General features: G+C 44.7%; 20 protein-coding genes. 16 read left to right on the top strand and 4 right to left on the bottom strand.

From position 1 onward, the window contains the following. Positions 1 to 37: 37 nt before the first annotated feature. Positions 38 to 826, bottom strand: coding sequence for an alpha/beta hydrolase (locus NYE35_RS28840; RefSeq protein ID WP_036678530.1), 789 nt, complete (start codon positions 824 to 826; stop codon positions 38 to 40). A 188-nt stretch (positions 827 to 1,014) separates the two neighbouring features. Between NYE35_RS28840 and NYE35_RS28835 the strand changes: the two genes are divergently transcribed. From NYE35_RS28835 to NYE35_RS28825, 3 genes are read left to right on the top strand one after another with little or no spacing between them, the layout of a single operon-like run. Beyond that, on the top strand, positions 1,015 to 1,563 hold the full coding sequence (locus tag NYE35_RS28835) for a type IV pilus modification PilV family protein (RefSeq protein ID WP_076179798.1): 549 nt from the start codon (positions 1,015 to 1,017) through the stop codon (positions 1,561 to 1,563). Next, entirely contained in the window at positions 1,547 to 2,089 is a 543-nt protein-coding gene (locus NYE35_RS28830) for a type II secretion system protein (protein WP_076179799.1), read from the top strand. The genes NYE35_RS28835 and NYE35_RS28830 overlap by 17 nt, the downstream gene beginning before the upstream one ends. Positions 2,090 to 2,103: 14 nt before the next feature. Beyond that, a complete protein-coding gene (locus NYE35_RS28825) occupies positions 2,104 to 3,903 on the top strand; it encodes a hypothetical protein (RefSeq protein ID WP_076179800.1) in 1,800 nt (599 codons plus the stop codon). Positions 3,904 to 3,988: 85 nt separating this feature from the next. On the opposite strand, the gene NYE35_RS28820 is transcribed toward NYE35_RS28825, so the two are convergent. Next, positions 3,989 to 8,590, bottom strand: coding sequence for a DUF5057 domain-containing protein (locus NYE35_RS28820; RefSeq protein WP_341122308.1), 4,602 nt, complete (start codon positions 8,588 to 8,590; stop codon positions 3,989 to 3,991). Positions 8,591 to 8,954: 364 nt separating this feature from the next. Between NYE35_RS28820 and NYE35_RS28815 the strand changes: the two genes are divergently transcribed. The 8 genes from NYE35_RS28815 (at position 8,955) to NYE35_RS28780 (ending at position 17,456) form a co-directional block, all read left to right on the top strand. Beyond that, positions 8,955 to 10,619 carry a GspE/PulE family protein gene (locus NYE35_RS28815; RefSeq protein WP_038573557.1) on the top strand — a complete coding sequence of 555 codons (1,665 nt, stop codon included), beginning with the start codon at positions 8,955 to 8,957 and terminating at the stop codon, positions 10,617 to 10,619. Between the two features lie 43 nt (positions 10,620 to 10,662). Continuing rightward, positions 10,663 to 11,712, top strand: a complete 1,050-nt coding sequence (locus tag NYE35_RS28810) for a type IV pilus twitching motility protein PilT (protein ID WP_341122307.1) — start codon at positions 10,663 to 10,665, stop codon at positions 11,710 to 11,712. Beyond that, positions 11,712 to 12,917 carry a type II secretion system F family protein gene (locus NYE35_RS28805; RefSeq protein ID WP_076144668.1) on the top strand — a complete coding sequence of 402 codons (1,206 nt, stop codon included), beginning with the start codon at positions 11,712 to 11,714 and terminating at the stop codon, positions 12,915 to 12,917. The genes NYE35_RS28810 and NYE35_RS28805 overlap by 1 nt, the downstream gene beginning before the upstream one ends. A gap of 190 nt (positions 12,918 to 13,107) precedes the next feature. Continuing rightward, entirely contained in the window at positions 13,108 to 13,599 is a 492-nt protein-coding gene (locus NYE35_RS28800) for a type II secretion system protein (RefSeq protein WP_076144670.1), read from the top strand. 102 nt (positions 13,600 to 13,701) lie between these two features. After that, a complete protein-coding gene (locus NYE35_RS28795) occupies positions 13,702 to 14,451 on the top strand; it encodes a prepilin peptidase (protein WP_341122306.1) in 750 nt (249 codons plus the stop codon). Between the two features lie 15 nt (positions 14,452 to 14,466). Then, the gene (gene pilM, locus NYE35_RS28790) at positions 14,467 to 16,068 is read left to right on the top strand and encodes a pilus assembly protein PilM (RefSeq protein WP_076140755.1); all 1,602 of its coding nucleotides are present in this window, start codon (positions 14,467 to 14,469) and stop codon (positions 16,066 to 16,068) included. Next, the gene (gene pilO / locus NYE35_RS28785) at positions 16,052 to 16,657 is read left to right on the top strand and encodes a type 4a pilus biogenesis protein PilO (RefSeq protein WP_038573548.1); all 606 of its coding nucleotides are present in this window, start codon (positions 16,052 to 16,054) and stop codon (positions 16,655 to 16,657) included. The genes pilM and pilO overlap by 17 nt, the downstream gene beginning before the upstream one ends. A 196-nt stretch (positions 16,658 to 16,853) precedes the next feature. Beyond that, positions 16,854 to 17,456, top strand: a complete 603-nt coding sequence (locus tag NYE35_RS28780; RefSeq protein ID WP_051491029.1) for a DL-endopeptidase inhibitor IseA family protein — start codon at positions 16,854 to 16,856, stop codon at positions 17,454 to 17,456. A gap of 37 nt (positions 17,457 to 17,493) precedes the next feature. Here the strand turns inward: NYE35_RS28780 and NYE35_RS28775 are convergent, their stop codons facing one another. Then, positions 17,494 to 17,901 (bottom strand): CBS domain-containing protein, encoded by a 408-nt coding sequence (locus tag NYE35_RS28775; RefSeq protein WP_076140758.1) that lies wholly within the window; start codon positions 17,899 to 17,901, stop codon positions 17,494 to 17,496. Positions 17,902 to 18,054: 153 nt separating this feature from the next. Further along, positions 18,055 to 19,482, bottom strand: coding sequence for a VanW family protein (locus NYE35_RS28770; protein WP_076140760.1), 1,428 nt, complete (start codon positions 19,480 to 19,482; stop codon positions 18,055 to 18,057). Between the two features lie 342 nt (positions 19,483 to 19,824). On the opposite strand from NYE35_RS28770, the gene ftsE reads away from it, so the two are divergent. The 5 genes from ftsE (at position 19,825) to NYE35_RS28745 (ending at position 25,758) form a co-directional block, all read left to right on the top strand. Continuing rightward, complete coding sequence (gene ftsE / locus NYE35_RS28765) at positions 19,825 to 20,511, top strand: cell division ATP-binding protein FtsE (RefSeq protein WP_036678556.1); 687 nt, start codon at positions 19,825 to 19,827, stop codon at positions 20,509 to 20,511. Beyond that, positions 20,501 to 21,415 carry a permease-like cell division protein FtsX gene (gene ftsX / locus NYE35_RS28760; RefSeq protein WP_036678558.1) on the top strand — a complete coding sequence of 305 codons (915 nt, stop codon included), beginning with the start codon at positions 20,501 to 20,503 and terminating at the stop codon, positions 21,413 to 21,415. The genes ftsE and ftsX overlap by 11 nt, the downstream gene beginning before the upstream one ends. Before the next feature lie 28 nt (positions 21,416 to 21,443). Further along, positions 21,444 to 22,742: a murein hydrolase activator EnvC family protein gene (locus NYE35_RS28755; protein ID WP_341122305.1), complete on the top strand. Its 1,299-nt coding sequence runs from the start codon at positions 21,444 to 21,446 to the stop codon at positions 22,740 to 22,742. A 124-nt stretch (positions 22,743 to 22,866) separates the two neighbouring features. After that, complete coding sequence (locus tag NYE35_RS28750) at positions 22,867 to 24,333, top strand: S41 family peptidase (RefSeq protein WP_076107072.1); 1,467 nt, start codon at positions 22,867 to 22,869, stop codon at positions 24,331 to 24,333. Between the two features lie 399 nt (positions 24,334 to 24,732). Then, on the top strand, positions 24,733 to 25,758 hold the full coding sequence (locus NYE35_RS28745) for a PDZ domain-containing protein (protein WP_341122304.1): 1,026 nt from the start codon (positions 24,733 to 24,735) through the stop codon (positions 25,756 to 25,758). Positions 25,759 to 25,830: the final 72 nt, after the last annotated feature.

Below are 25,830 nucleotides of genomic sequence, written 5' to 3'. Positions count from 1 at the left end.
CTTATGGCTGCATCTTTTTGTTGTCTAATAAGTACAGCTAGTTACTTCTTAAAGGTAGCCATGCCAGCACATCGCGGATTTTGGCATCCCAGTATCCCCATTCATGTGTCCCCGGACCTTCTTCGTAGGTTAAAGAAAGTGAGGTTGCCTGGCAGGCATCGCGGAATCTCAAGTTATCGGTGTATAGGAAATCTTCTGTGCCACAGCATTGATACAACGCTGGTTTTGGTCCCGTGGAGCGGTTCACTTCCTCAAGCAGCCAAAGAAGGTCTTCCGGCGTTCCAGCGGTATCTTCTTTTCCGAAGATCATTTCGTATTCTTTGCTTTTAGTGGTAGCACCTTCCCCGTTCAAGAAATTATGCGCCATATCAAGTGCTCCAGACAAACTCGCTGCTGCTGCAAAAGATTCCGGTTTACGCAGTCCCAGCTTAATCGCTCCATAACCACCCATCGACAACCCGGCTACAAAGTTCTCCTCGCGTTTATCGGAAAGCGGGAAAAATGAGCGCGCCAGCATCGGCAACTCCTCACTAATGAAGGTCCAATAACGGCCCCCCATGGCCATATCTGTGTAGAAACTGCGGTGCACATTTGGCATTACCACAGCTATCCCCATCTCCGCTACATACCGTTCTATGGAAGTCCGGCGCAGCCAGATCGAATCATCGTCAGACAAGCCATGCAGTAAATACAAAGTAGGGTGAAGATCACCTCTTGTTACATTACTCATCCCGATTTGTGTAGTTGTTTTTTGCGGCAAAATTACAGTCATTGAGGTATTCAAACCTAGTACTTCTGAATAAAATTTGCACTCTATTAAAGCCATTTCATTCATCTCCTCTCTTTCCAAATCATAGCATAGACCAAAAGGGAGAGATATTGTAGAAATATCTGAATTATAAGGGTTTTGAGGATTGCTGTAGCTGGATATGAGAGAATATAATGGAAGTAGAAAATTTAGGAAAAACGTGCAAATACGAAAAGTATTTTCATAGGCGAGAGGCGGAAAGTAGGATGAAACCGGGCCTAAAGCAGGAAAAAGGATTTACATTAATCGAAGTGCTGGCAGCTATAGTTATTTTATCGATAGTTTCTCTGGTGCTTACGTCTTACTTTACTAACGCCATGAGTTACTCTAAATCGAACCAGAACAAAACGATTATGGTCAATCTGGCGCGGAATGCGCTATTTTATGTGGAGAAGCAGGATTTTAAGGCGATGAAGGAATTTTTTACGCAAGGGGAAGATGCGATAGAGGCTGAAAAATGCCAAAAGGATACGGATGATTCTCTGAAGTGTGAGGATTACAAAGGGCTTGTTCAGGATACAGAAATCTTAAACCAGGTTTTGAATCCTGCAATAAATGGTGTGAACTATCAGATAGATATTAAATATCAGCGTGATCTACATAACCAAAGCTTGGAATCTAGTGATCCGGAGAAACAGAAGATGGCAGTATATTTGTTGCCTGTGTTGGTCAAAGTCAGCAGAGCGGATTCTTCTGGCGGACCTCAAAGTGAACCTGTTGTGGAGGGATATATTACCGATGAGAAAATTCGTTAATCTTCTTCGCAGAGAAGGCGGCTTTACATTAGTAGAGCTAATTGTGGCACTATCATTGTTTACAGTTGCAGCAGGAATTATTTCGGGGATAACAATGCTGGGCTTACGAAGCTATCATAAAATATCGATTGAAAACTCATTACGAGACGAAGGTGATTTGTTAATGTCCGCAATTATAACGGAGTTGTATACATTTGCTCCTGAGAAGGTCACTCCAACTATTCTCAAAAATGATTCAGGGACTATTATTGATAGCTACATTACGTTAGAACGTCAGGATGGAACTAAGTCTCAGATTCGTATTGTTAATGGTGCTCTTACAATAGCAAATCCTGATGTAGTCGATCCACCAGTAGATGCAAGAACTGAGACGATATCTAAATTAGAACAGGATTCTGCTATAACTTTAGAGTGTCAGAATAGCATCCCTTGTGATAGCGGCTTGATATCTATAGATTTATCGCTAGTTCAGAGCTACGACGGAAGGGATTACCCATTGGAGTTGAAAAGTAAATTCGGATTCTAGGAGGAGCAGGAGGGATGAAGAATAATGAAAGAGGCTCAGCCCTAGTATTAGTTATGTTTGTTGCTCTTCTACTTACTATACTCGGAGTAGCTGTACTCGGGGCAACGATGGGTGGCGCACAACGAACGGAGACAAGGGAAAACGACGTGCAGAGCCTGCATCTGGCTCAAAAGGGGCTCGATGAAGCAGCGGCATACATACAGACGAAGTTGGACGGGCGTACGGATATTGATCCTGATCATATGGAAGATGAGATTAAAAGTATTGTTAATGAGGTGACCACCAAAGTTGTCGGCGTTAACAATGGCGTAAGTACGGGGCTATCTGGAGCTGGCGGTACGATCAAAAGCATCACCTATGAGAAGCAGGATAAGCAAAAATATTATGTCGATATTGAAGCACAAGCCACAGTTAATGGCGTCATCAGACAGCTGAGACAAAAGATAGTCATTGATACCTATCCTGATTTTCTTAAATATGCTTTTGGATCGGAAAAAGTATTAACATTAAACGGAGCACCTGGTCTCCATGGCAATATATATGCGGGTGAAGAACTAAACATCAGCGATACGGCTGTTTATACGTATAAGAAAGTGAAAGATCTTAAAGAAAAGACTCAATATCCTAAAGTAGAATTACTAAAAGACCCTGCCAGTCTAGCATCTACGGAACCTCTTCCTGAGGTGCATGTGCAATCACTTGAAAGTATTAAATATTCCGGAAATGGAATTATTAATGCAGCAGTAAATAAAAACAACGCCTCAATTATTCTTCCTAACATACTGGGAGTTAATAAAGAGCAGGTGTTTATCAAACCGCAAAAAAAGTTCGTGCAGATTAATGTGCTGGAATCGTTTCTTGATAAAGTGGAGGAAGCGACAGGGTTGACCGGGAAAAGGTCTGAACTTAAGCAAGCTATTAAGGATAATCAACTGGGGAATTATTTAAGCACAACAACATTAGATAGACTACCCGATGAGAATCCACCCTACACTGAGCCAGTACTTGAAGATAATCCGACAAAAGAAGAAAAGGATAAGTATGAACTAGAGTGCAGCCAATACGAAGAACAATTGAGAATATATCAGAACTCCTTGTTGGATAAAGATTTGAATAATTCTACGTTTTATAACGGTAATCTGCTTATCGATGGAATTGATTACAAACAGTTAAAGTTTAGTGATGAAGCCAAAACAGGTAATCCTTCTAATAAGCCCAAATGGCTTATTGTTAATGGTGATCTGGAGGTAAATAACTATAGCCCAGATATAACTAAAATTTTGGAGATACAAGCTAATATTCTAGTTACAGGTAATGTTACTATTAAAGGTCAGGTGAAATTCAACTCTACTATGTTTGTTTTAGGAGAAACGAAAGTAGAGGATGCCGTGATCCAAGGTTTAAGTAGTAAGGAGTTAGTCCTCATATCTCAAGGAGATGTGCTCATTAACCGAATTGATACTTTTACTAATCCACCTAAGAAAAAAGTTGAGCAGGATTCATTTTATATGAAAGCTTTTTTTTACACGGATAGTGACGCTGATTTGTACGGAGTGGGGTCAATCTTTTGGTTAAATGGTGGCTTCTTTGCCAAAGGGAATCTTACAGTAAACGCAGTACTAGGAGGAGTAACTGAGCCCTTAGATCCGGCTCTCGGCTTTAATTTTGAAAATCAGGATGCGGATCGATATAATTTGGGTCACCGTTTTCAGATTCAATATAATCAGGATGTTTTTACTCATCAGCAGTCTAGCCTCCCGCGTGTGCAGCAGGTGAATGTAACTGTAGGCCCTCTGGAGCTTGTGAGTCATTGAGACCAATTGAAAAAGGGTATCCTTAAGCGAGTGCTTAGGGATACCCTTTTTTTCGTTGGAAGTTTCTTATTTTTAAATGTAAAGATTAGTAACGATCGTCATTCTGGGGTTCTACAACCTTAACCGTAATATCTGCTTCTGCTGTTGTGCCTGTGCTTCCGGTATAAGTCACTGTAATGGTGGTTGATCCCTTTTTGACACCGGTAACAATTCCTCTGGTATCAATATTGGTTCCATTATCGACACTGGCGATTGAAGAATTGTCGCTTACCCAGCTCAAGTTATCTTTGATGTCTTTTATCGAGACGGAGGTTGGGAATGCCCATAAAATATTGGTTAATTGGAAAGTATGGCCCACTTCAATAGTAATAGACTGTTCTTTAAATCTTATTCCCGTTAACTCAACGATGTTAACCTCATGTGTTGAAGTCATATCTTTGAATGAAACCTCAATCAGCAGTCCTTCTTTAGCGGTATCACCAGCCGTCAATTTAGCGGTTGAGCCATCACTAGAAGGCGTAAGAGTAGCAATATGATCATTCGTAATAGTGTCATCCGTAATATTTTTATCCGTTGATTTCACGAATCTCCATCTTAGCGTTGCTGGATCAGCATACGTAGGATTTCTACTTGCGCTTAGATCGATTTGCCCTCCTATCAATACCGTTGTTGGACCTGTAATCGACAATGAGGTTAGTGGGTTAGTAACTGTTATGGTTTTCTCTTGGGTAATTGGAACCGGGTTACTTGAATTTACAGTAAGACTTACTAGGTAAGTTCCTGACTGCGTCGCACTGAAAATCTTTTCGGTATCATCACCGGGATACTCTGGATTGGTATTAATTACAGCAGTGCTTGCCCCAGAGGTAATGTTTTTAACGGACCAGATATAGGTTATGTTGGTCTCAGGTTCTTTACTGTCTTGAACGTACGAGGCACTTAACGTAATGGATTCATAGATTTTCCCTGTTTCATATCCTTTAATTGATAGAGAACGAGAATTACGTTCTTCTACAGTTATGAATGCAGTACCAGTAACTTCGCTACCATCAAGAGCCTTAACAGTGACTTGTGCTGATCCTTTGGCCAAACCGATAATATCGCCACTGTTGGAGTCTATTTGCACAACTGAAGCATTACTAGTTGTCCAGAGGAATGCAGAATTACTTAAATCTGAAGGCGTAACTATTGGGATTAGTCGAATCTCATCTCCTACATAAATAGTTTTGTCATCCAATTGCAGGGCGTTAATCTTATATTCGGCTGTAAAAGTTAAAGTCTCAAACGAAATTGTAGTCCGCGCTAAATTAGTCGATGAAGGATCTGTTGGGATTGGAACAGGTAGCGGATAGATTTCCGCTGGTAGGCTACCGGCAAAAGGGAAATGGTATAAAGTGGCACTACTCATATTCATTGAAGCTCCAATGATTGTTCCATACACCTGTCCTCCATCAAAGTTTATAGTAGATCGTGGTGCCAGAATGGTTCCGTATACGTTGGCTTGGGAAATTAGCAAAGGCTTGGCGTTAGGGAAGTTGTATAGCACACGGCTACCGTCGCTCCCCAGTGGGAAATGTAAGAATGGTTCACTGTTACTGTCTTGTTGTACATTAACAATTACCGTTGATCCTTGCGGAACCTTAAGCTCGGAACTGTTAAGCGTATTTAACGCTGAACTAGAAATATTAACAATATTGATATCTGAGTTACCTGTGACCGTAAGTTTTCCGTATTCATGAGTCGCCGTGGCATTGGAAGGCAGCTTGGCAATAGCATCAGAGAGTCCAAGGAGATAACTCTCTTGCTTGTTGAAATCGAGAAGTTCTCCGTAATTGATGGTACCATTTTGGATAGAACCAGGACGTTGGTCTTTAACGGTGCCTTTAACCATTAGGTTTCCGTAAACTGTTCCTTCAGGAAGGGAAACATCTCCGCCCGTGACAATACCATATGGCACTTGGTCTTTAAATTGTTCATTTACTGTAATACCCGCGTTGTTGAAGTTGACTGTTCCCCCGGAAGCCAGTGGTCCCTTGATAGTTCCACCACGAAGTGAAGTGGTATGAAGGATAAGTGCATTGTATTTACCTAAGATTCCTAGCGGTGGCAATGTGGCATGAATATCGATATAACTAAGTTTGGAATCATTTAAAATATAGGTTTGGGTCTCGGTCGGTTTAACTGTGATTTGGAACGTTATAGGCTGTTCAGAGTCTGGTTTATAGATTTGGGCGCCGTTCACCGTTTTTAATGAATAGGTTATGTCATTTAGATTGCGTGTCAATCTAAATCCACTGGTTGCATTTCCAGTGACGATCGTACCGGCAGGTAATTCTCCTGAAATCTCCAGGTTAGGTGGGAGATTCTCGGTAAATACAATATCCGATATTAATTGTGTGTTAGAGGTCTGGTTGACCGTGCCGACTTTATCAAACGGTACAGATTTTGGGGTGATGGAATAACTAAGAGTGACCGGTTCTCCCTTTTCTATTTTGCCATTCACAACATTCTGAGAGAGAGATCGTGTTACACTCAAATTGGTGTTTGACGGCAGGACATTTACTCTGAGCGTTTTACTTGAGAGCGCACCATTTTGATCCCAAGCTTTAATTTCGATGTCGAGTAGACCTCCGTTTGGAAGCGGATTGTCAACTGTTCTATATATATTTTGACCGGATTTGATGTTCATCTTACTTATTTCAATCTTGGGAAAGTACGTGTTCCCTGATTTGAAACGGACTTCAGTTGTTAGATCACGATCGTTAAAGTCCAAATCAGTTACTGTATAGTCGACAAGGAGTGTTTCTTGATAAGACGGAATCGATGAATCATTAGCCGGCGTATGCACGGTAATCTCTGGAGCATGATTGGCCCCAATAAAAGCACGATACATAGTATTAACGAACAATTGTTGTTCCCAGTCCGGGAATTTCTTTAGATTGGCTGGAATATCACTTACTCCAAAAAAGTGACCTGTACCTGAGTAGGTAATATTTCCTTTGGAATATGTGTAATATTGATTCCAGCTATCCTCGGTATCACGTTGGTATTGATTATATTCTCCATTTGGTTTTATCCTCGTACCTGATGCTTCACTTTGAATGTTATACCAAGATACTACTTCAGGATCTTCCAAATTAAGTGTGAAGTACTGGTTATGTGTTGGTGCAATTTGTGGTGTGGAAATATCGATTTGCTGGTTGCTGTCGTCCCTCTTGCTTAGATAAAAAGGATATTGCATCAAAAGCCCGTCATTCACCGGCTTAACCTTGGTGGAAAGATTGATGGCATTATGGCCTAAGTTGGTCTCAGGATTCACCTGACCAGTAATCCCCATGAAATTATTGATCCAGTTCTTTTTATTTGCATCTAAATTAATGATGGTATCGTGAGTGAACAAGGCGCTTTGCTTGAAGGTACCAGTAAATTGTGTAATAGCGTTGATCGCATTAGTGTTTAAATTAGATTTTTTGTAGTATTCGTCTACAAATCCAAAGATGAGCATGTCATAAGTGCCATTTAGTCCGTAACTATGTGTTGCAGCATAGCTGTCATCAATATAGTTTTTGAATTCAGTCATCGTTTTGATTTTTATATCGAGCTTATAGTCAGATGTATCGAGAAAATTCGGATTCATATTACTAGTGTTCAGGAGGCTGCTTTCTGTTAGAGTGTCAGGCATAACCTGAAGAATATTTACTATGGTTTTCTCGCCACGGTAACGAATTACACCGCTGTCGAAGTCTTTTAATTGTGTACTGTGGTAATCATTAACTTCTAGCTTCCAGTAGAGTAACCCAGAGTATGTTTTTGGCAAAGTGTATTCAATAGTTCCGCTGGATGTACTAATCTCAGTTTCAGCAACGACCTGTTTTTCTCCCATTTTGATGGATTTATCAAGACCAACGTACAGTTTGACTGAGAGCGGAGCACTATTTTGTGTAGAGGGTGTGGTGACATTGAAATTAAAAGAAAGCTTCTCCCCAGGAACATAGATTTTGCTGTTAGTTGCATTAGGGTCATAGTTGGGAATTCTATTCGTAATTTGTAGATGAGGGCGTTTCTTCAAGTCGTTTATGTATTTGGAGTCTTGTTTTTTTAAATCGGCAAAAATATCCGCGAGTTCACTGTCATCTACAAACTTAACATTTGGGTTGGAGGTGGAAAGACGATAACTGTTAAAAGAGCTGTACAGTATACCTTGCTCAGTTTGAGGTTTTGCATCTTTGTCTTTAAAGGGCTGGCTATGAAAAAAAACATATAATCCCTTGTTGATAAATTCCTTTGTAATTTGATCAGCCTTCAGATGAGTAATGTCGTTCTTCATACTTTTGGTATTAAGGGCCTTAGCTCTATTTTCCTCAGAGGCGGGTTGTTGATTACTTACCTGTGCAGGATTGTAAGTTCCCTTCCCGATATATACTGCATCATATCTCCCGTCCAGATCATCCCGCAGCGCCACAAAGCGCTTCATACTCATCGTGTCAATGGTAAGGTTAGATATTCCCGTTTTTAGAGACGCAAGCTCACTAACCCCATTCTCCGTAACCTCCAGCATACGAATTTGGTATTCATTTGAACTGGCATCGACATTCATAAAGTGATTTTTGATCGGCAGAACAAGCAGAAGGAGAAGCAGGGTAGTTACTGTAAAAATAAAAACTTTTTTGTTGCTGGCAAGTTTCATTGTCATCTCTCCCTGATTGTTAACTATTGGCAGATATGGTTGTATTCCGTCTCGTATATGCTAGATTCCGACAGCCTTTTTCATTCCGTGTCGTTGTAAAATTATCCAATCTATGTTATATACATTCTAGGACATTCAGCATTGATAGACAACATAAATCTATTGAAATATACCTATTAAATTATAACTAAAGTCCTAGTTAGATTGAAAAATACTCAAAATTGACAAATTTATGGAAGGCGTATTTATGGTAATTATATCTTTCGTTTTTGAGCGAATTTTGCTGGGAGTTTGATTTCTATTTATATAAAAAATATCCATTATTTCAGCCGGCATAAATAACGGCATACGGAGATGAATAGACTTGGCTATCGCGAAAAAGAGACTGGGAGACTTGCTGGTAGAAAATAATATTATTTCGCAGGACCAGTTGCTTGAGGCTCTCGCGGAACAGCGTAAGAGCAAACGTAAGCTCGGCGATCTGCTAATCTCTCAAGGCTATATTACGGAGCAGCAGTTGATTGAAGTGCTTGAATTTCAACTCGGCATCCCGCATGTCAGTTTATTTAAATACCAGATAGATCCCGCAATCACGCAGATAATCCCTGAAAGTATGGCTAAGCGATATCAGGTGCTTCCATTCTTAAAAGAGGGCGGCAAGCTGATGGTTGCGATGGCGGACCCGCTGGATTATTTTGCGATAGAAGATTTACGTATGAGTACTGGCTTCCGGATCGAACCCGCTATTTCTACGAGAGATGAGCTGCAGCGGGCGATTGCGCGTCACTATGGCATGCGCGATTCTATGAATCAGATGCTGGTAGAACTCCCGACACAGGAAGAAATAGAAGAGACAGAGATTACAGATGAGGACTCCCCAATCGTACGTTTGGTCAACCAGATGATTCAGCAGGCAGTTGCTCTGCGGGCGTCTGATATACATATGGATCCAGGTGAAAATAATTTAACCATCCGCTACCGCATTGACGGAACCTTACGGACAGAGCGGATTATTCCTAAGCAGATGCAGGGCTTTATCACCGCCCGTCTGAAAATAATGGCCCGCCTGAATATTGCAGAACGGCGTTTGCCGCAGGACGGGCGGATCAAAATGCAGTTCGATTACAAAATGGTAGATATTCGTGTGTCTTCATTACCAACGATGCACGGAGAGAAGATTGTGCTGCGGTTGCTAGACTTAAGCACAGGGGTCAAATCCATAGATGCTTTGGGATTCAGTGAGGGGAATGCAGAAGCTTTTAAGGAGATGATAGCTCGTCCTTATGGGATTTTGCTGATCACAGGACCTACCGGTAGCGGAAAAACAACAACTTTATATTCAGCGTTGAATCAACTTAATGTAGAAAGCGCAAATATTATCACAGTCGAAGATCCAGTGGAATACCAGCTTGAAGGAGTAAATCAGGTGCACGTAAACTCGGCTATTGGACTAACCTTTGCAGCTGGGCTACGTTCGATTCTTCGACAAGATCCGAATATCGTAATGGTTGGTGAAATACGGGATGCGGAAACTGCAGAAATTGCTGTTCGCGCCTCATTAACGGGTCATCTAGTATTGTCTACTTTACATACAAACGATGCGATTAGCTCCGTCTCCCGATTGCGGGATATGGGGGTAGAACCTTATTTGATCGCTTCTTCGCTGATTGGTGTGGTAGCACAGCGGCTGGTGCGCAAAATCTGCACTGACTGCAAAGAAACCTACAAACCATCTGAACAGGAAGCAATTATGCTACGTAGCTTAGGACTACCTGCGGAAGAATTACAGCGTGGACGCGGCTGTGGTAGCTGTAACAATTCTGGCTATCGTGGACGAATAGCGATTCATGAAGTACTCAGTATTGATGATCACTTACGGCAACTCATTACAAACACTGCCTCAGTAGAAGAACTGCGTGCAGCAGGTAAAGCGCGTGGGCTTGTTCAACTGATGGATGACGGACTGCTCAAGGTCAGTCAAGGAATTACAACGCTTCAAGAAGTCATGCGCGAGACGGTCTCACATTAGAGGTTAACAGGGATTTAGCATTCTAACTTAGGGGGAGCGGCTAATGCCAACGTATACGCGGGATATTAGACAACTATTACAAACGGCTTACTCCTCCAAAGCTTCTGACTTACATATTTCCGTAGGATCACCGCCGGTTATTCGGATGGATGGAAAGCTGCACTCGCTTGAGGGTGAATCCGTGGTTGCTGAAGAAGCGGCAGATATGGCCAAAACGCTACTTGGTAATGAACGAATTGAAGCATTTCGGAATGCGGGCGAGTTCGATTTTTCATATCCGCTTGATGGTGGGGTAAGATTCCGGGTGAACGTTTATCGTCAGCGGGGCGAGGTTAGTATCGCCGCCCGGGCCATTCCTGCAGAGATTCCGAGTCTGGAACAGCTGTCGATGCCTTCGATTTTAACTACTTTGTCGCTTAAGCCACAAGGTCTAATTTTGGTTACAGGACCCACAGGCAGCGGCAAATCTTCTACGCTTGCAGCTATGCTGAATTATATTAACCAGACGGAGAGCAAGCATATAGTGACGTTGGAAGATCCGATAGAATTTCTACATAACCATGGAACCTGTCTAGTAGATCAACGTGAAGTGGGAAGTGATACGGCTAGTTTTGCTAATGGATTACGTGCTGCCTTACGTCAGGACCCGGATGTTATTCTCGTTGGTGAGATGCGGGATTTGGAGACCATTTCAGCAGCGGTTACGGCCGCAGAGACAGGTCATCTTGTGATGGCAACCTTACACACAACAGACGCACCACAGACGATTGACCGAATTATCGACGCTTTTCCGGGCCATCAGCAGGGACAGGTTCGTTCACAATTAGCATCAGTGCTGCTGGCAGTAGTCAGTCAGCGGTTGTTCCCAAGGGCTGGAGGTCGGGGGCGTTTATGCGCAACGGAAATTTTGGTCAATACACCTGCCGTAGCCAATCTTATTCGTACCGAAAAAACACATCAGATCAAAAATGTAATGCAAACCGGGCGCTCACAAAGCATGCACACCTTGGACATGAGCATCCGTGACTATTTATCGCAGGGGCTTATTGATCCAGCAGCAGCTAAGGCGTTTATGGCGGAGGTGAGCAGCTGATGCCTCTTTTTGAATATCAGGTGAAGACATCCGCGGGCAAATCTATCAAAGGGAAACTAACAGCAACCGATAAACCTACGGCGATGGAGGAGCTACGCAAGCGGGGACTTACGGTATTTTCACTGATTGAACGCAAAACCACAATTTTATCGATGGACATTTATATTGGTAATCCCGTTAAGCCGCTTCATTTCATCATTTATTGCAGGCAGTTTGCCACGCTTATGCGGGCGGGGGTATCGATTGTGGATGCAACGCGTATTTTGGCAGAGCAGACCGAGAGTAAGCCACTGCGCAAAGCGTTAGTAGATGTTAATTCCAGCCTGATGCGGGGGATATCGTTCTCACAAGCCGTTCAGGATCATAAAAAAATCTTCCCGCAGCTATTTGTCAGCATGATCCGTGCCGGTGAGGAATCCGGTGATATTGAGGGGACGTTGGACAGGCTGGCTATGTTTTTTGAGAAACAGCACACCACGACAGAGAAGATAAAATCAGCGCTTACGTACCCGATTACCGTAGGGGTTATGGCGATTGCCGCGGTTATCTATCTACTTTGGGCGATTGTGCCGCAGTTTGTAACGATGTTTGAATCGATGGATGCCGAGCTTCCGGCAATTACACAGATGGTCTTGGCACTTAGCAAAAGCATTCAAGGTCAATGGTATTTCTGGATACTCGGAGTACTTCTCCTAGTGATAGCTTTTCAGATTACAAAACGTACGGAAAAGGGTGCTTACGCTCTGGATTATGCCAAGCTTAAGATACCTGTGTTCGGTAAGCTGAATCAAAAAGGCTCGATTGCTCAGTTTACGCGCACTTTTTCTTCTCTTTATGCCAGCTCTGTACCGATTCTACAATCCTTGGTGATTGTTGAGGAGGTAGCAGGAAATAAGGTCATCGGGAGATTCATCCGTAGTGCAGGCGATTCGCTGAGACAAGGAAATCCACTATCTGAGCCGCTAAAAAAAGCTTGGGTCTTTCCGCCACTAGTTACACAGATGATAGCGATTGGCGAAGAGACAGGGGCGCTCGACACGATGTTGTCCAAGGTAGCTGATTTTTATGAGATGGACGTGGAGAATACCGTCGACCGTCTGAAATCGCTGCTTGAACCGCTGCTGATTGCTTTTTTAGCTGCTGTTGTAGGTGTCATTGTAGCTGCCATTATGCTGCCGATGTTCAGTCTGTACGGTAATATGTGAACCTCTTGGTTCCTTGTATATATTGAGAGGGGTGACGCCGGGGAGGCGGGGCAAGATCCACGAACTTACGCTGGCGATTAGACGACGATGGACGAGCTGTTTCCGTAAGCACAAGATAGATGATGCTGGATTCACTGAAATGAAGAATATAGGTCTTATCAATCACACACCACTTAGAGGGGGAAATCAAATGTTAGCACAAGCGATTAAGAGAAGATTAAGCAAAGAGGAAAATCAAAAGGGGTTTACGCTGATTGAGTTGCTGGCGGTTATTGTTATTTTGGGGATTATTGCGGTTATTGCAATACCGATGATTGGTGGAATAATTAATAATACTAAGGAGGACGCTAATGCATCAACTGCTCGACAAATTTATGATGCTGCACGTATGTATGTGACTGCCGAGTTAAATGGAACTTATCCATCAGGTACATTAAGTATTCCAATTACAGGATCAGCCGCATCAGGAAGTACTGCTGCTGTTTCTGGTCTTCAACAAGATGGCTACCTAGAGAGAGGTCTTGTATTACCAAGTACTAAAGCTGCCATTACAGGTGGAGTGGTTAATTTTGTGAATGGGCAATTAAGTACGACTACAGGTACTCCAGCTCTGACTATTATAACAGCGGCTGGAACAGAAACCTTCACGGCACAAGAAGTTTTGGACTCTGAGAAAAAATAAGGATCTTACATTTATTGGTTTAATGAAGTTTGATTATAATATCCTTAGGAATCGGACTTCCCGATTCCTTTTTTAAAATCCAGAAGCTAACAGAGGACAGCCATGATGATATTTATCGCAAGTTACATCACATTACTGGGTCTGATTCTAGGCTCCTTTTATAACGTAGTGGCGCTGCGGGTTCCGGCCAAGGAATCCTTGCTTAATCCGCCGTCACATTGCCCGAACTGCAACACGCGGCTAAAAGCGCGGGATTTGATTCCGGTGGTAAGCTACCTGCTGTCAGGAGGCAAATGCCGATACTGCGGAACAAGGGTATCGCCATTATATCCGCTTGGAGAAGCGGCAACGGGTTTGCTTTTTTTATGGGTGTATTTGCAATTTGGCCTGACGGGTAAGGGAATCATCGGGTTCATTCTTGTGAGTTTAGCGGTTATCGTGACGGTTGCGGATTTGAAGTACATGCTGATTCCCAATAAGGTATTGTTGTTTTTTTTACCGCTGCTGCTGATTCTTGTACTGTTATTTCCGGATGGACCGATATGGCATCATCTGCTAGGAGCTGTGCTTGGGGGAGGGGTTCTTATCCCTTTTGTTCTATTAGGTGGCATGGGGGCTGGAGATGTGAAGTTATTTGCGCTGCTGGGTTTGGTGATTGGCTTTCCGAATGTGATTTTGGCTTTTTTTGTGGCTTGTCTGCTTGGGAGCGTGGTGGGCGGACTGCTGATGCTGCTCGGTGTAATCAAACGTAAACAGCCGGTACCCTTCGGCCCATGGTTAGCTATAGGAGCTTTAATTAGTTTTGGATATGGTTCACACATCATCGGCGCGTATCTCTCGCTTATCGGATAGGAGGACATCGATCACATGCTTGGATTAGGCCCCAAAGTGGCCGGACTTTCAATTGAAGCTGCCGGAATCCGTTATATTAGTTTTAAGAATAAACAGTCATGGGAAGTCCGTAAAAAACGGTTTCTCCCGCTCCTTCCAGGCATGATCATTGAGAATCAGGTGGCGGATAGCGAGGCGCTTTATGATCGGGTAAGGCAGTGGGTGAAGAAGGAAGGCTTACGGGGCAGTAAGGTTTCTTTGTCCATTCCCCCTTCACAGATCATTATCCGTAAAATGAGTATTCCTAGTACCAATGACAAACAGGTAGAACAACTCGTGAAGCTGGAAGTGGAGACGGGACTGCATTTACCTTTTGAAAATCCTGTCTACGATTATGTAACGCTCGAAGTGGGTGAGGAGCAAAGCCATCTGCTCGTATTTGCTGCTCCGCGAAAATCGATTCAGGATTACGTAGAAATTCTGGAGCGGGCGGGTCTCCGGATAAGCAGTGTCGAAATTTCGGCAACCGCCTTGGCGCGTGCTATAACCACTGGGCACGGGGAGAGCTTTGCGGAGACGATGCTGATTAATATGGAGCCATCGGTAATGGACATTTATATGTTCAGAAACGGGAATCCGGTCTTTATTCGTACGATAAACTTACTTGATCTACATAAAGGAAGAAATTTAGCGGGAATGGATCTTTTGACAGACAGTGAAACCTTGGCAGAAACAGCTGTCGCTGTAGAAGAACATTTATCGCCCGAGCAAATGGTGGAAATCACTGCGGAAATCTCCCGTATGCTCAGCTTTTATCAATACAGCTTGCATGACGGTTCCACTCGTATCAATAATTTAGTGATTACGGGCACTCCCTCAATTCGTAAACAACTGGACCTAGAACTCCAGCAGTCCCTAGCTGAACTTGAAATAACACCAATAAGTCTGGAACAGATGGCTAGTGCTGCTGTTTCTGACCCTGAACTAAATGATTACCGTGTAGCTGCCGGGACTGCTCTAAAAAATAGCATCAACACGGATACGATTGATTTATTGCCGAGAGAAGATCGGGAGACGTTGCTATTTCCTTATGTCACGATGGGGCTTGTAGCGATCTGGCTGCTGGGGATGATCGGAACGGGGATTTATTTTTCTGCCAATAAGGGTCAAATCTCTAACGGTAAAGAACAGCTGCAAGGCCTGCAGGATCGCAGTTTTATGCTCCAAGTTGAGCTCGCGAAGCTTAAGAACAGCGGACCTGGACAGCTAGATCGGAAAGCAGCCATCACAGTACTTCAGGACAATAAGGTGATTGCAGTCCCTATGTTGGACGAATTAGTGGAAGGATTGCCTAAGGAGGCACTAATCCGTGATATTAACTATACCTACCGGACATCTATAGATCTGACTGTAAATGTATCCACTATGGAGGATGCGTCCAACTATTTAAGACAACTTCGCCAAATGTCTTTTACGACCGATGCCTCTATTCAAAAGCTTACTGAAGGAGCCGAAGATGCCATTTCATACAATACGTATACGGCTATTTATAAAGTGAACTTAGCAGCGGCTAAGCAGCAGGCAAATAATACAGATGCAAGCCAAGGGGAGGTGAGCAGCGATGGAACAGATCAATAAATATCGCTCTCCCATCGTACTAGGTGTGTTAATTCTATTCCTGATATTGTTTGCGTTCTATATGCTGGGTGTTCAGCCGGCCAATAAGGAAATTTCCGCACAGAGCAGCGAGATCAGTCAGTTGGAAAAGGAAGCAGAAGTCCTCCAAAACAAAATCTATGAGCTGAAGGGCAGCGGCACTGAGGGAGATCTAGAACAGAAGGAATTACTGGGGGAACTCCCAAAGGGCGATGACAGCGAAGGTCTGATTGTTGATTTGCGGGAGGTTAGCACGTCCTCACAAGCGCGGCTAAAGGATCTTAGTTTTGTTATGGATGAGGCTAATCCGATTCAGCAAATGACAGGTTCAGCTGAGGTGTCATTCCCGACGGTCAAACAGATCAAAATGACTGCAGTGGTGGAAGGGACATATTCGGGGATCCGGCAATGGATGGATGAACTACAAGCCTTACCCCGTATTGTGAATGTGGACTCTTTCAATTTTCAGCAATCCTACGAGGATCGTACTAAGAACAATACGGAGAGTATTTTGACTGCTAACGTAGCTTTTACAGCGTATTTTGAGGCCACCGCAGCAGCATCCGATTAGGGTTCTTGTACTACTTTATTTAACTATATTACTCCGCTTTTCCTGTGAATCAGGAGGGTGGAGTTTTTTTATATTTTCAAAAGAGTTGTAATACGTTTTCATTCCTCTGTTTATTGGGTATTTTAGCTTGCGGGGTGCATAAGCTGAAACAGTGGCGATCGCCTGTATTTTTCAGATGAAAGAGGAGGAACTTCAGATGAACAAAAAATGGATGCTTGGTTCGTTGGCCCTATCCTTAGGCCTTTTATCAGCAGGTAGCGGAGTTATGGCAGCTTCATCATCAGTGGGAAGCTCGGCAATAAAAAATGTGGCTGTGATTGGCACAGGAAAAGAAGGCCCAGCTACTATAAACAATTTGACGGTAAAAAGTGTGGTACCGCTTGTTGTACATGCCAGAGCAATCTATTTCTATACTAGCCGCGGGGGCAACTTTTTCCCGATGGAAACCTTCATGTATAAAGCGCAAGAGTACCGTTACCTTTCCAATGATATTGGGACAAAGGCGAAGCTGATGAATTACATAAAAAAAGCCTACACGCATAATGCAGCAGCTTATTATGTGCAGACTCAATTTTTGGAGCATGAAGGTAGAATGTCACAGGTGAATGCGGATCTTGGAAACTCATTAATGTTTGAAAAAGCCACCGCCCGAATGCTCTCCAAAACTGCAACAACCGCTGAATTTGACTTAACAGTTCCTTATTCGAGCGGGCAGGAAGGCAGTGAGTCGGTGTATGTGAAGCTGAAAAAGGTGAATGGATACTGGAGAATTGATACGTCACCGGATATTCTTTTTTGAGGAAGGGTTAGGGTAGAAGAGGAAGGGCAAAGAGGCTCTACGCTTGGGCGCGGATAAGGTCAGAGGTATAAGCAACACCAGCGAATTTACCTTTGCGAGTGATAATGACACAATCATTTTTCATAGGGTCTGGGCGGTTCATAGCGAGGCTCAATACCGTATCGAGTGGAGTGGAAATGTCAAGAATGAGCGGGGTTTTGTTCATAAGCTTCATGGCAGGTTCTCTGTAGAACAGATCTACTCCGGATCTTCCTGTAGCTTTTAAAAAGAAACGTTCGCTCATCAACAATCCGAGGGGTTCATTCATAGCATTGCAGACGACGATACATTTGGATTCTGGATGCTGAAACATGACGCGAAGGGCTTCTCTGCAAGTGCGTGAGGCAAAAATAGCAGGAGCACTGCGGACAATACCAGTAAGATCATTTACAAGAGCTGTTGTCATAGGATGTTCATCCTTTCTGATTATGGGTCTACTTCTAATGTACCCCTGAATCGTAAATTTCAAAGCCGGGTAACGTAAGCTACAGGTAAAATAGATTGCTGGCAAAAATAACCGGTCAGACCTTAGGGGCTCTGACCGGTTATTTGTTGTTAGCTATTCACTGCGGACCCCGTCCTCCACCAGCTGCTTTCGGGGGACATCGGGGATTATGGATTTGCTCACGCCTCCACGATTAATGGCGATTAATCGTTTTTGTGCGTAATATACGTCGCGGGACAGTTTATTCACCTCAGTGGATTTACCGTCAACATACTTTGTAATGTAGGTTTCTACAATATATCCGGTTTTCCCATTTTGAATAACGCGTGAGCTGCCACGAGGCAGTGAAGAATCGTTTACGTATTTATCGACTGGAGGGAGTACTTCTACTGTTTTTGAATGAACTTTGTAAGTGACATTTTGCGGAAACGTGCCGAACAGCTTTATGGTCAGTGATTTACCCTGCACAGCTGCTTTAATTATGAGATATTTGCCAGTCGTATTGCGAAAACGAAAGTTGATATAACCTTCAGCGAATGTTGCGTCCTGACCTTTGGGCAAGTAGTTGACGGGCAAGGAATGATTACGGCGTTCCACAATTTCTAGCCCTATACGCAGTGCGGCATTGTAAAGAGTGCTCGACACTTGGCAGATCCCTCCACCAACACCTGCTTGCAGCTTGCCGTTCACAATCACCGGCGCTTCACGGAAGCCGTAATTCACCTTTGCTTTTTCTATAGCTTTTCCATAATCAAAGACGGCTCCAGGCGGGAGAATGGTTCCATCCACAGCTTTGGCAGCAGCTTCCACGTTGTAGCTTCGTCCAGGTCCACTTGCACCTAGAGAGGTGCTGAACTGCATTACTTTTCGCTCGATACCTTGTTCCTTTAATTTCTTTAAAGTTATGTCAGGCTGCAGAATTAACAAAGGGACCTCCATCGTGATTCCTTTCTCCAGCAGGGTATTTAGATGATTAAAGCTGGTGGGGGCAGCTGCTCCTAAGGAAGTCTCCAGAGCTGTCCAATCAACCTCCAGGGAAGTTTTCTCAGAAGTATATACGATTCGGTCATCGCCTGTAATTCGCCGCGTAGCGTCCACTGGTTCACCAAAGGACTCCTTCTCCCAAGTGGGACTTAGAATTTTCTGGAATTGTGCGATTTCCAGATGAGTTTCAAGCTTCCACAGCTGAGGGAAGTTATAGCGTGCCTTTACCCGCTCCCAAAGCGTTCCTTCGGCAAGCTCTTTTAAGCCCTGCTGAAAAGCAGCGGCTTCATAACTCAACCCAGTCTTACTAAGAGTTAGGGGTAAATCTGCATTGCCCTCCACTTTTAGCACTAGAGGGACGGATTCTAGGGCATGCAGCCGTTTATCCAGCTGGGAGCGGACCTCGGTGAGGGTGATGCCTCCGACCTGCCAGCCGGCAAGGGTTGTACCCTTTGGAAGCGTGGTTTTGCTGCCATATAGATGAAGCCCTCCGTAAATACAGGAGCCGATAAGGACGAGTGCGATAACCACTATGAGGGCAGCATGGATTTTTTTCATGATTAATCTCCTTTTGGGGATTTGGATTGCGCTAAGCAGGCGCGGCCCTGTAACAGAACTTAAAGAACACTTCGTGGGATACCGATAATAAATTAGTAAGAAATAAGTAGTCTCTAATAAAGGGAGTTACGACATCTGATAACAGGCACCGCTAGGTGCTTTTTTATATGTATATGTCCAGTCACTACAAAACTTTCGAATAGTCGTGCAGTTACGGGGTACTCAATCAGTTACAGATTTGTTACAATAGATACATTGCGGAAATATTGAAGTTTATGGAAACTTGAGGTGGACAATGTCGATTCGCACAAGTGGAAAATGTCATAATTGGGAAGTGAGAAAATGATTGAAATGCAAGATGTATGGAAAACGTACCCTAACGGAACTCACGCACTGCAAGGAGTTTCAGTGAAAATCGACCGCAATGAATTCGTGTACGTTGTCGGCCCTTCCGGCGCGGGTAAATCTACTTTTATGAAATTGATTTATAGAGAAGAAGTGCCTACCAAAGGACAGATTTCGGTGGGAGGTTTCAATATAGGAAAGCTAAAACCACGCAAAATCCCTTATGTCCGCCGTAATATCGGCGTTGTATTTCAAGATTTTCGGCTTTTGCCCAGAATGACGGCATACGAGAATGTAGCTTTTGCTATGGAAGTTATTGAAGCGCCGAAAAAAGTCATCAAGAAACGTGTGAATGAGGTTCTTGATTTGGTTGGGCTGAGAAGTAAAGCGAATCGTGAGCCCTCACAGCTTTCTGGTGGTGAGCAGCAACGGATCGCTATTGCACGGGCTATCGTCAACAATCCTTCTGTTATTATTGCGGACGAGCCTACAGGTAACTTAGACCCCGAGACTTCATGGGGCATTATGCAGCTGCTTGACGAGATTAATTTTCGTGGAACAACGATTGTAATGGCTACCCATAACAGAGATATTGTGAACAAAATGCGCAAACGGGTGCTTGCGATTGAGAATGGAAACATTGTCAGAGACCAAGCGAGAGGGGAATATGGTTATGAGTTTTAAAACCTTCTTGCGACATGTGCGGGAAGGCTTTAAAAGCGTATTCCGTAATGGCTGGATGTCGATCGCCTCAATCACTTCGATTGTTGTTTCTCTTTTTGTTCTAGGTGTATTTATTCTTCTTGTCCTCAACGTAAATTCTGTAGCTGATGAGGCAGACAGTCAGGTACAGATCAAAGTGCACCTAGCTTTGAATACAGATCAGAAGATGCGCGAGACCCTGCAGACTGAAATTGGCAATATGCCGGAGGTCAGCAAGATTACGTTCATCTCCAAGGAACAGGGACTTAAAGATCTCCGCGCGGATATGGGCGAGGAGGCAGCAGAGCTTCTGGAAGGGTTCGATGAAGATAATAACCCGCTTCCAGATACCCTTCAGGTAGAGGTTATTGAACCTACAACCGTTGCTTTTGTGGCTGAGAAGATTCAAGCCCTTAACAAGACACATACCGAGCAGCCTATCTACAAAGTGAAATATGGCAAAGGCTCGATAGAAACATTGTTTAAAATCACGCGTGCCGTACGTAACATTGGCTTTATTTTTGTAGCGGGGCTGGCACTTATGTCTATGTTCCTCATCTCCAATACTATTCGGGTGACGATTCTTGCCCGGCGTAAAGAGATTGGGATTATGAAGCTGGTAGGCGCGACAAATTATTTTATTCGTTGGCCTTTCTTTATAGAAGGGGCATTAATTGGACTCATTGGATCATTGATTACTTCGGGCGTTTTATATGCCGGCTACAACGGTTTGGAATCTTCGGTACAGGGAGATCCTATGCTCGGATTGCAGTTGATCCCTTTCAGTGATATTTGGCTGCTGCTCGTGGGTCTGTTAGTTGGACTAGGCGTGCTAATCGGCGTCTGGGGAAGTACGGTTTCTATTCGTAAGTTTTTGAAAGTTTAATTTAAGAGTGAAGGATGGGGAGTGCGAGTTGAAGAAGATTGCCGCCGGACTAGCCGTAATGTTACTAGCTGTCACTATATTCCAACCCTCTGATGGATATGCCAAAAAAACAAGTGTTGCCGAGATCGATAAGCAATTAAAGCAGCTGCAACAAGAGGTGCAGGAAGCTAAGGCGCAGCAAGAGAAAGCGGAGTCCCAAACACAGGAAGCGCAGCACTATAAGAATAAGACAAATATTAATTTACAATATGTATTGCAGCAAGTGGATCAAGTTAAAGGTAAAATGACCGACATCTCTAACAAAATTTCCGATACAGAAGAATCCCTTAACGTTACAGCAACGGAATTGGATGAAGCAGAGGCACGAGTGGCCTCAAGAGAAGAACTCTTAGGATCCCGTGTCCGGTTGATGTACACGGATGGAGCGGTGTCTTACCTAGATGTTTTGCTCTCATCGACAAGCTTCTCTGATTTTCTGGGCCGCACCGATTCGCTTAAGATGATTGTGGATCAGGATCAGGAGCTGTTAGTCCAACACAAGCTGGACAAGCAGACAGTTGTAGAGAAGAAGCAGGAGCTTGAGGGGCAATATGCTCAAGCCAAGCAGTTATACACCTCCTTGGAAAATCAGAGAAGCCTGCTGAAAGAGAAGGAAGCGGAGAAGCAGGAGCTTATCGCATTTTATGATAAGCAGATTCAAGAAAGCGATGATCTAAGTGAAGAGCAGAACGAGAAGCTGGTTAAGCTGGCGAGCGAACGTTCTGCTTTGGAAACCCAAAAGGATAAGATTAAAGCTGAGGAAGCGGCTCGCAAAGCAGCAGCCGCCAAAGCAGAAGCAGCACGCCGGGCAGCAGCAGCGGCCAAGAAAGCTGCAGCTAGCAAGGCAAGCAGCAGTTCAAGCTCCAGCTCCTCAACCGCGTATGCTGGTGGAGATGGACCCTTCCTGCTGCCTGTAGGTTCGGCAAGAATCTCTTCCTCCTACGGACCACGGACACACCCAATTACGGGTGAGAAGGGGAAAGTACACACCGGGGTAGACTTTGCAGTTCCACAAGGAACCAATATTCATGCGGCTGATTCCGGAACGGTAATCGTAGCTGAATGGTATAGCGGCTATGGATATTGTGTAATTGTTGATCATGGCGGCGGAGTTTGGACCCTCTACGGACATATCCGTAAAGGTGGTATCAAGGTTAGCCCTGGGGATAGAGTCAATCGTGGGGATGTGATTGCTGAATCCGGTTCTACAGGTAATTCGACGGGCCCCCATCTCCATTTTGAAGTTCGGATCGACGGCAAGACAGTAAATCCGATGCCCTATCTCTAATTTTTAAGAACTTATAACTCATATTATTTGAACGTACGGCATATACTGGAAGAGATACCGTACCTTTCAGGACGGACTTATGGAGTTGTTTGCGAGATGGACAAGAAGGGACGGTGGGAACATCATGTTAAAAAAAAGCACAGCGGCGTTTATGATTATCGCCGCCCTGCTATGCGGTAGTCTGGTGACCTTGGGCGTGACGGGTTATAGTCATGTTATTGGACAAGCTGCAGGAGAAGGACTGGCCTCAGCATTGCAGGTTACTGGCCTTCAGCAGAAGGAATCCCAGAAGCTTGGAACTGCTCTCAGTCTGATTGAGAGCAATTACTACGAGACAGTAGATCGGGAGAAGCTGATAGACGGTGCTGTCAACGGTATGATGGAAGCGCTGGGCGATCCTTATTCCAACTATATGGGTAAAGAAACAGCTGAGAAATTCGAAGAAAGCATTGAGGGTTCCTTTTCAGGTATCGGTGCGGAGGTCTCTTCGGATAATGGCAAGGTAGTCGTGGTCTCTCCGATCAAGGGCTCACCTGCTGAGAAAGCTGGGATTCAGGCCAAAGATGTTATCTTGTCCGTTAACGGTGAATCGCTGGAAGGTATGGAGCTGAATGCAGCTGTTGCCAAGATTCGCGGTCCTAAGGGCAGTAAGGCCACTTTGAAAATACAACGTTCCGGCGCTGTAGAGCCGCTGGAATTTGTTCTTACCCGGGATGATGTGAAGCTCGAAACAGTCTACGCTACCATGGAAAAGGACAATGTGGGCGTAATCGAGGTTACGCAGTTCTCCTTGAATACCGCAGAACGATTCAAGGAAGAGCTGGAGAAGTTAGAGAAGCAAGGCATGAAGGGACTTGTTATTGACGTCCGCAATGATCCAGGTGGTGTTCTTCCGATTGTTATTGAAATGGCAGAGCAATTTGTTCCAGCTGGCAAATCTATAGTGCAAATAGAATACAAAGACAAAAAACGCGAAGTTAGCACCTCAAAAGGATCGAGTAAAGCTTATCCAGTGGTCGTGCTGATGAATAAAGGTAGCGCAAGTGCTTCGGAAATATTGGCGGGTGCCTTGCAGCAGTCGGCAGGAGCTAAGCTAATCGGTGACAATTCTTTCGGTAAAGGCACCGTGCAGACGAGCTTTGACAAACAGCTTGGAGACGGCAGCTTGCTGAAAGTTACCATTGCCAAATGGCTTACGCCAGACGGCACATGGATCCACGGCAAGGGAATTAAACCGGATATCGCGGTAGCGCAGCCGGATTACTTCTCGGTGGCTCCAATTAACAAAAGCGTGGCGCTGCAATATAATATGAACAACGCTGATGTGAAGAGTGCACAGACGATGCTGGACGGTTTGGGTTACAAGCCTGGACGTAAAGATGGCTATTTCGATGCTGGCACTAAGGACGCAGTGAAGAAGTTCCAAAGTACAGCAAAGCTCCAAGTCACAGGCATAATTGACGCCAAGACAGCGGAGGCGCTGGAAGCAGCGCTGATCAAGGTCATTCAAGACCCTGCTCACGACAACCAACGGAATAAAGGGATTGCTGAGATTCAGAAGGAAATTAAGGCGGCAGCGTCGAAAAAGTAAGAAGGCTGAATTCAGCCTTCTTTTTTTCTTTTAGATAAGAAAATGCCAACCGACGTAGAGGAATTAGAATATATACAAATCAGTCATCGGACGAAAAGGAGTGTGACGAACAGTTTGAATGTGATTCAGGAACTGTTAGGAAGCTTGGGCACTGCGTTCTTACACTTATTGATCCAGCCGTATTACTACATTGCTATTATATTTATTGCGTTATATTACCGTAGGCAGGTGGCATTAGAACGAAAGCTGATACATGTAAAATTACATAGCTGGGGTCAGGAAACGTGGCGGACGGTATGGAGTGGTTTAGTCCTGGGTTTGGTCGTCTCTATAGCAGCCGTTCTGCTAGGAATATCGTTATCAGGTACCGCTGTAGCCTGTATTTGGGTAGTTAGTCTCGTGTTGTCGCTACTGCGTGTGCGGTATTTGTGCTTTGCGTATTCTATAGGCTTGTTAGGTATCATTCAGTTTGTAATTTCTTTCTTTCCAGATGCTTTAGATAGTGGAACGGTAGGGAATATTACCACCGCCATACGGGAGATGGATATTCCTGCTTTGCTAGTGTTAGCTGCGCTGCTGCACATGGCGGAGGCACTGCTGGCCCGCAGACAAGGGGCCAAGCTTGCAACGCCGCTCTTCCTGAAGGGAAAGCGAGGCATGGTCGTTGGCGGCTATCAGCTGCAGGCCTTCTGGCCGCTGCCGCTGTTCCTGCTGATCCCATCGGGAGCAGGAACGGATTTGCCATGGCACTCGCTGCTGGGCGGCAGCCTTGGCATCGTCTCTTTGCCCGTCATCATCGGCTTCAGCGAGATGACGCAGGGCATGCTGCCCGGGCGCAAGGCGGCCCGCACTGCAGGACGACTGCTGATCTACAGCATCGTCCTGCTCGGCTTAAGCCTGCTTGCCGCTTGGTGGAGCCCGCTGACTCTGGTCGCGGCGCTCGCAGCCATTGTGCTGCACGAAGGGTTAAGCTGGTACAGCGCTCTGGAAGAGCGCAGCATCAGCCCCATCTTCGTGCATCCACCGCGCGGCCGCAAAGTGCTGGCCGTGCTGCCGGGCAGTCCCGGCCAGGAGCTGGGCATCCTGCCCGGCGAGATCTTACTGAAGGTCAACGGGGTCCTGTTGACCGATGCGGCGCAGCTACATGAGGCGCTGCGCATGAATCCAGCGTTCTGCAAGCTGGAGGTGCTGAACCGTGAAGGGGAGAGCAAATACCTTCAAAGCCCGATCTATGATGGGGATCACCATCAGCTCGGTATTATTTTGGTGCCGGAGACGGATGGGATGATTACCGCTGAGGCGAAGCCTTCCAGCATCTACAGCATCATCGGGATGAAGACAGGCATACGCAGCCGGAACCTTCCGGACGGCCAACTTAAACGAAAAAAAACCACTGAAGCCAAGCGGGAATCAGCGGAAGGATAACTAGAAGATGCCCCATCAGCCATGAAATGGTGAATGGGGCATCTTTGTTTTGATTAGATGGTAGTTTCGCGT

The organism is Paenibacillus sp. FSL L8-0494 (assembly GCF_038003695.1).
Taxonomy (GTDB): domain Bacteria; phylum Bacillota; class Bacilli; order Paenibacillales; family Paenibacillaceae; genus Paenibacillus_AQ; species Paenibacillus_AQ odorifer.
This window is presented reverse-complemented; position numbering and strand designations above follow the sequence as displayed.

Excerpts from the sequence above, each read along its gene's own strand:
- NYE35_RS28770 (WP_076140760.1), bottom strand. The coding sequence starts at position 19,482 with ATGAAAAAAATCCATGCTGCCCTCATAGTGGTTATCGCACTCGTCCTT.
- ftsE (WP_036678556.1), top strand. The coding sequence starts at position 19,825 with ATGATTGAAATGCAAGATGTATGGAAAACGTACCCTAACGGAACTCAC.
- NYE35_RS28825 (WP_076179800.1), top strand. The coding sequence starts at position 2,104 with ATGAAGAATAATGAAAGAGGCTCAGCCCTAGTATTAGTTATGTTTGTT.
- NYE35_RS28835 (WP_076179798.1), top strand. The coding sequence starts at position 1,015 with ATGAAACCGGGCCTAAAGCAGGAAAAAGGATTTACATTAATCGAAGTG.
- NYE35_RS28805 (WP_076144668.1), top strand. The coding sequence starts at position 11,712 with ATGCCTCTTTTTGAATATCAGGTGAAGACATCCGCGGGCAAATCTATC.
- NYE35_RS28780 (WP_051491029.1), top strand. The coding sequence starts at position 16,854 with ATGAACAAAAAATGGATGCTTGGTTCGTTGGCCCTATCCTTAGGCCTT.
- NYE35_RS28810 (WP_341122307.1), top strand. The coding sequence starts at position 10,663 with ATGCCAACGTATACGCGGGATATTAGACAACTATTACAAACGGCTTAC.
- NYE35_RS28800 (WP_076144670.1), top strand. The coding sequence starts at position 13,108 with ATGTTAGCACAAGCGATTAAGAGAAGATTAAGCAAAGAGGAAAATCAA.
- NYE35_RS28750 (WP_076107072.1), top strand. The coding sequence starts at position 22,867 with ATGTTAAAAAAAAGCACAGCGGCGTTTATGATTATCGCCGCCCTGCTA.
- ftsX (WP_036678558.1), top strand. The coding sequence starts at position 20,501 with ATGAGTTTTAAAACCTTCTTGCGACATGTGCGGGAAGGCTTTAAAAGC.
- pilO (WP_038573548.1), top strand. The coding sequence starts at position 16,052 with ATGGAACAGATCAATAAATATCGCTCTCCCATCGTACTAGGTGTGTTA.
- NYE35_RS28820 (WP_341122308.1), bottom strand. The coding sequence starts at position 8,590 with ATGAAACTTGCCAGCAACAAAAAAGTTTTTATTTTTACAGTAACTACC.
- NYE35_RS28840 (WP_036678530.1), bottom strand. The coding sequence starts at position 826 with ATGGCTTTAATAGAGTGCAAATTTTATTCAGAAGTACTAGGTTTGAAT.
- NYE35_RS28830 (WP_076179799.1), top strand. The coding sequence starts at position 1,547 with ATGAGAAAATTCGTTAATCTTCTTCGCAGAGAAGGCGGCTTTACATTA.
- NYE35_RS28775 (WP_076140758.1), bottom strand. The coding sequence starts at position 17,901 with ATGACAACAGCTCTTGTAAATGATCTTACTGGTATTGTCCGCAGTGCT.
- NYE35_RS28795 (WP_341122306.1), top strand. The coding sequence starts at position 13,702 with ATGATGATATTTATCGCAAGTTACATCACATTACTGGGTCTGATTCTA.
- pilM (WP_076140755.1), top strand. The coding sequence starts at position 14,467 with ATGCTTGGATTAGGCCCCAAAGTGGCCGGACTTTCAATTGAAGCTGCC.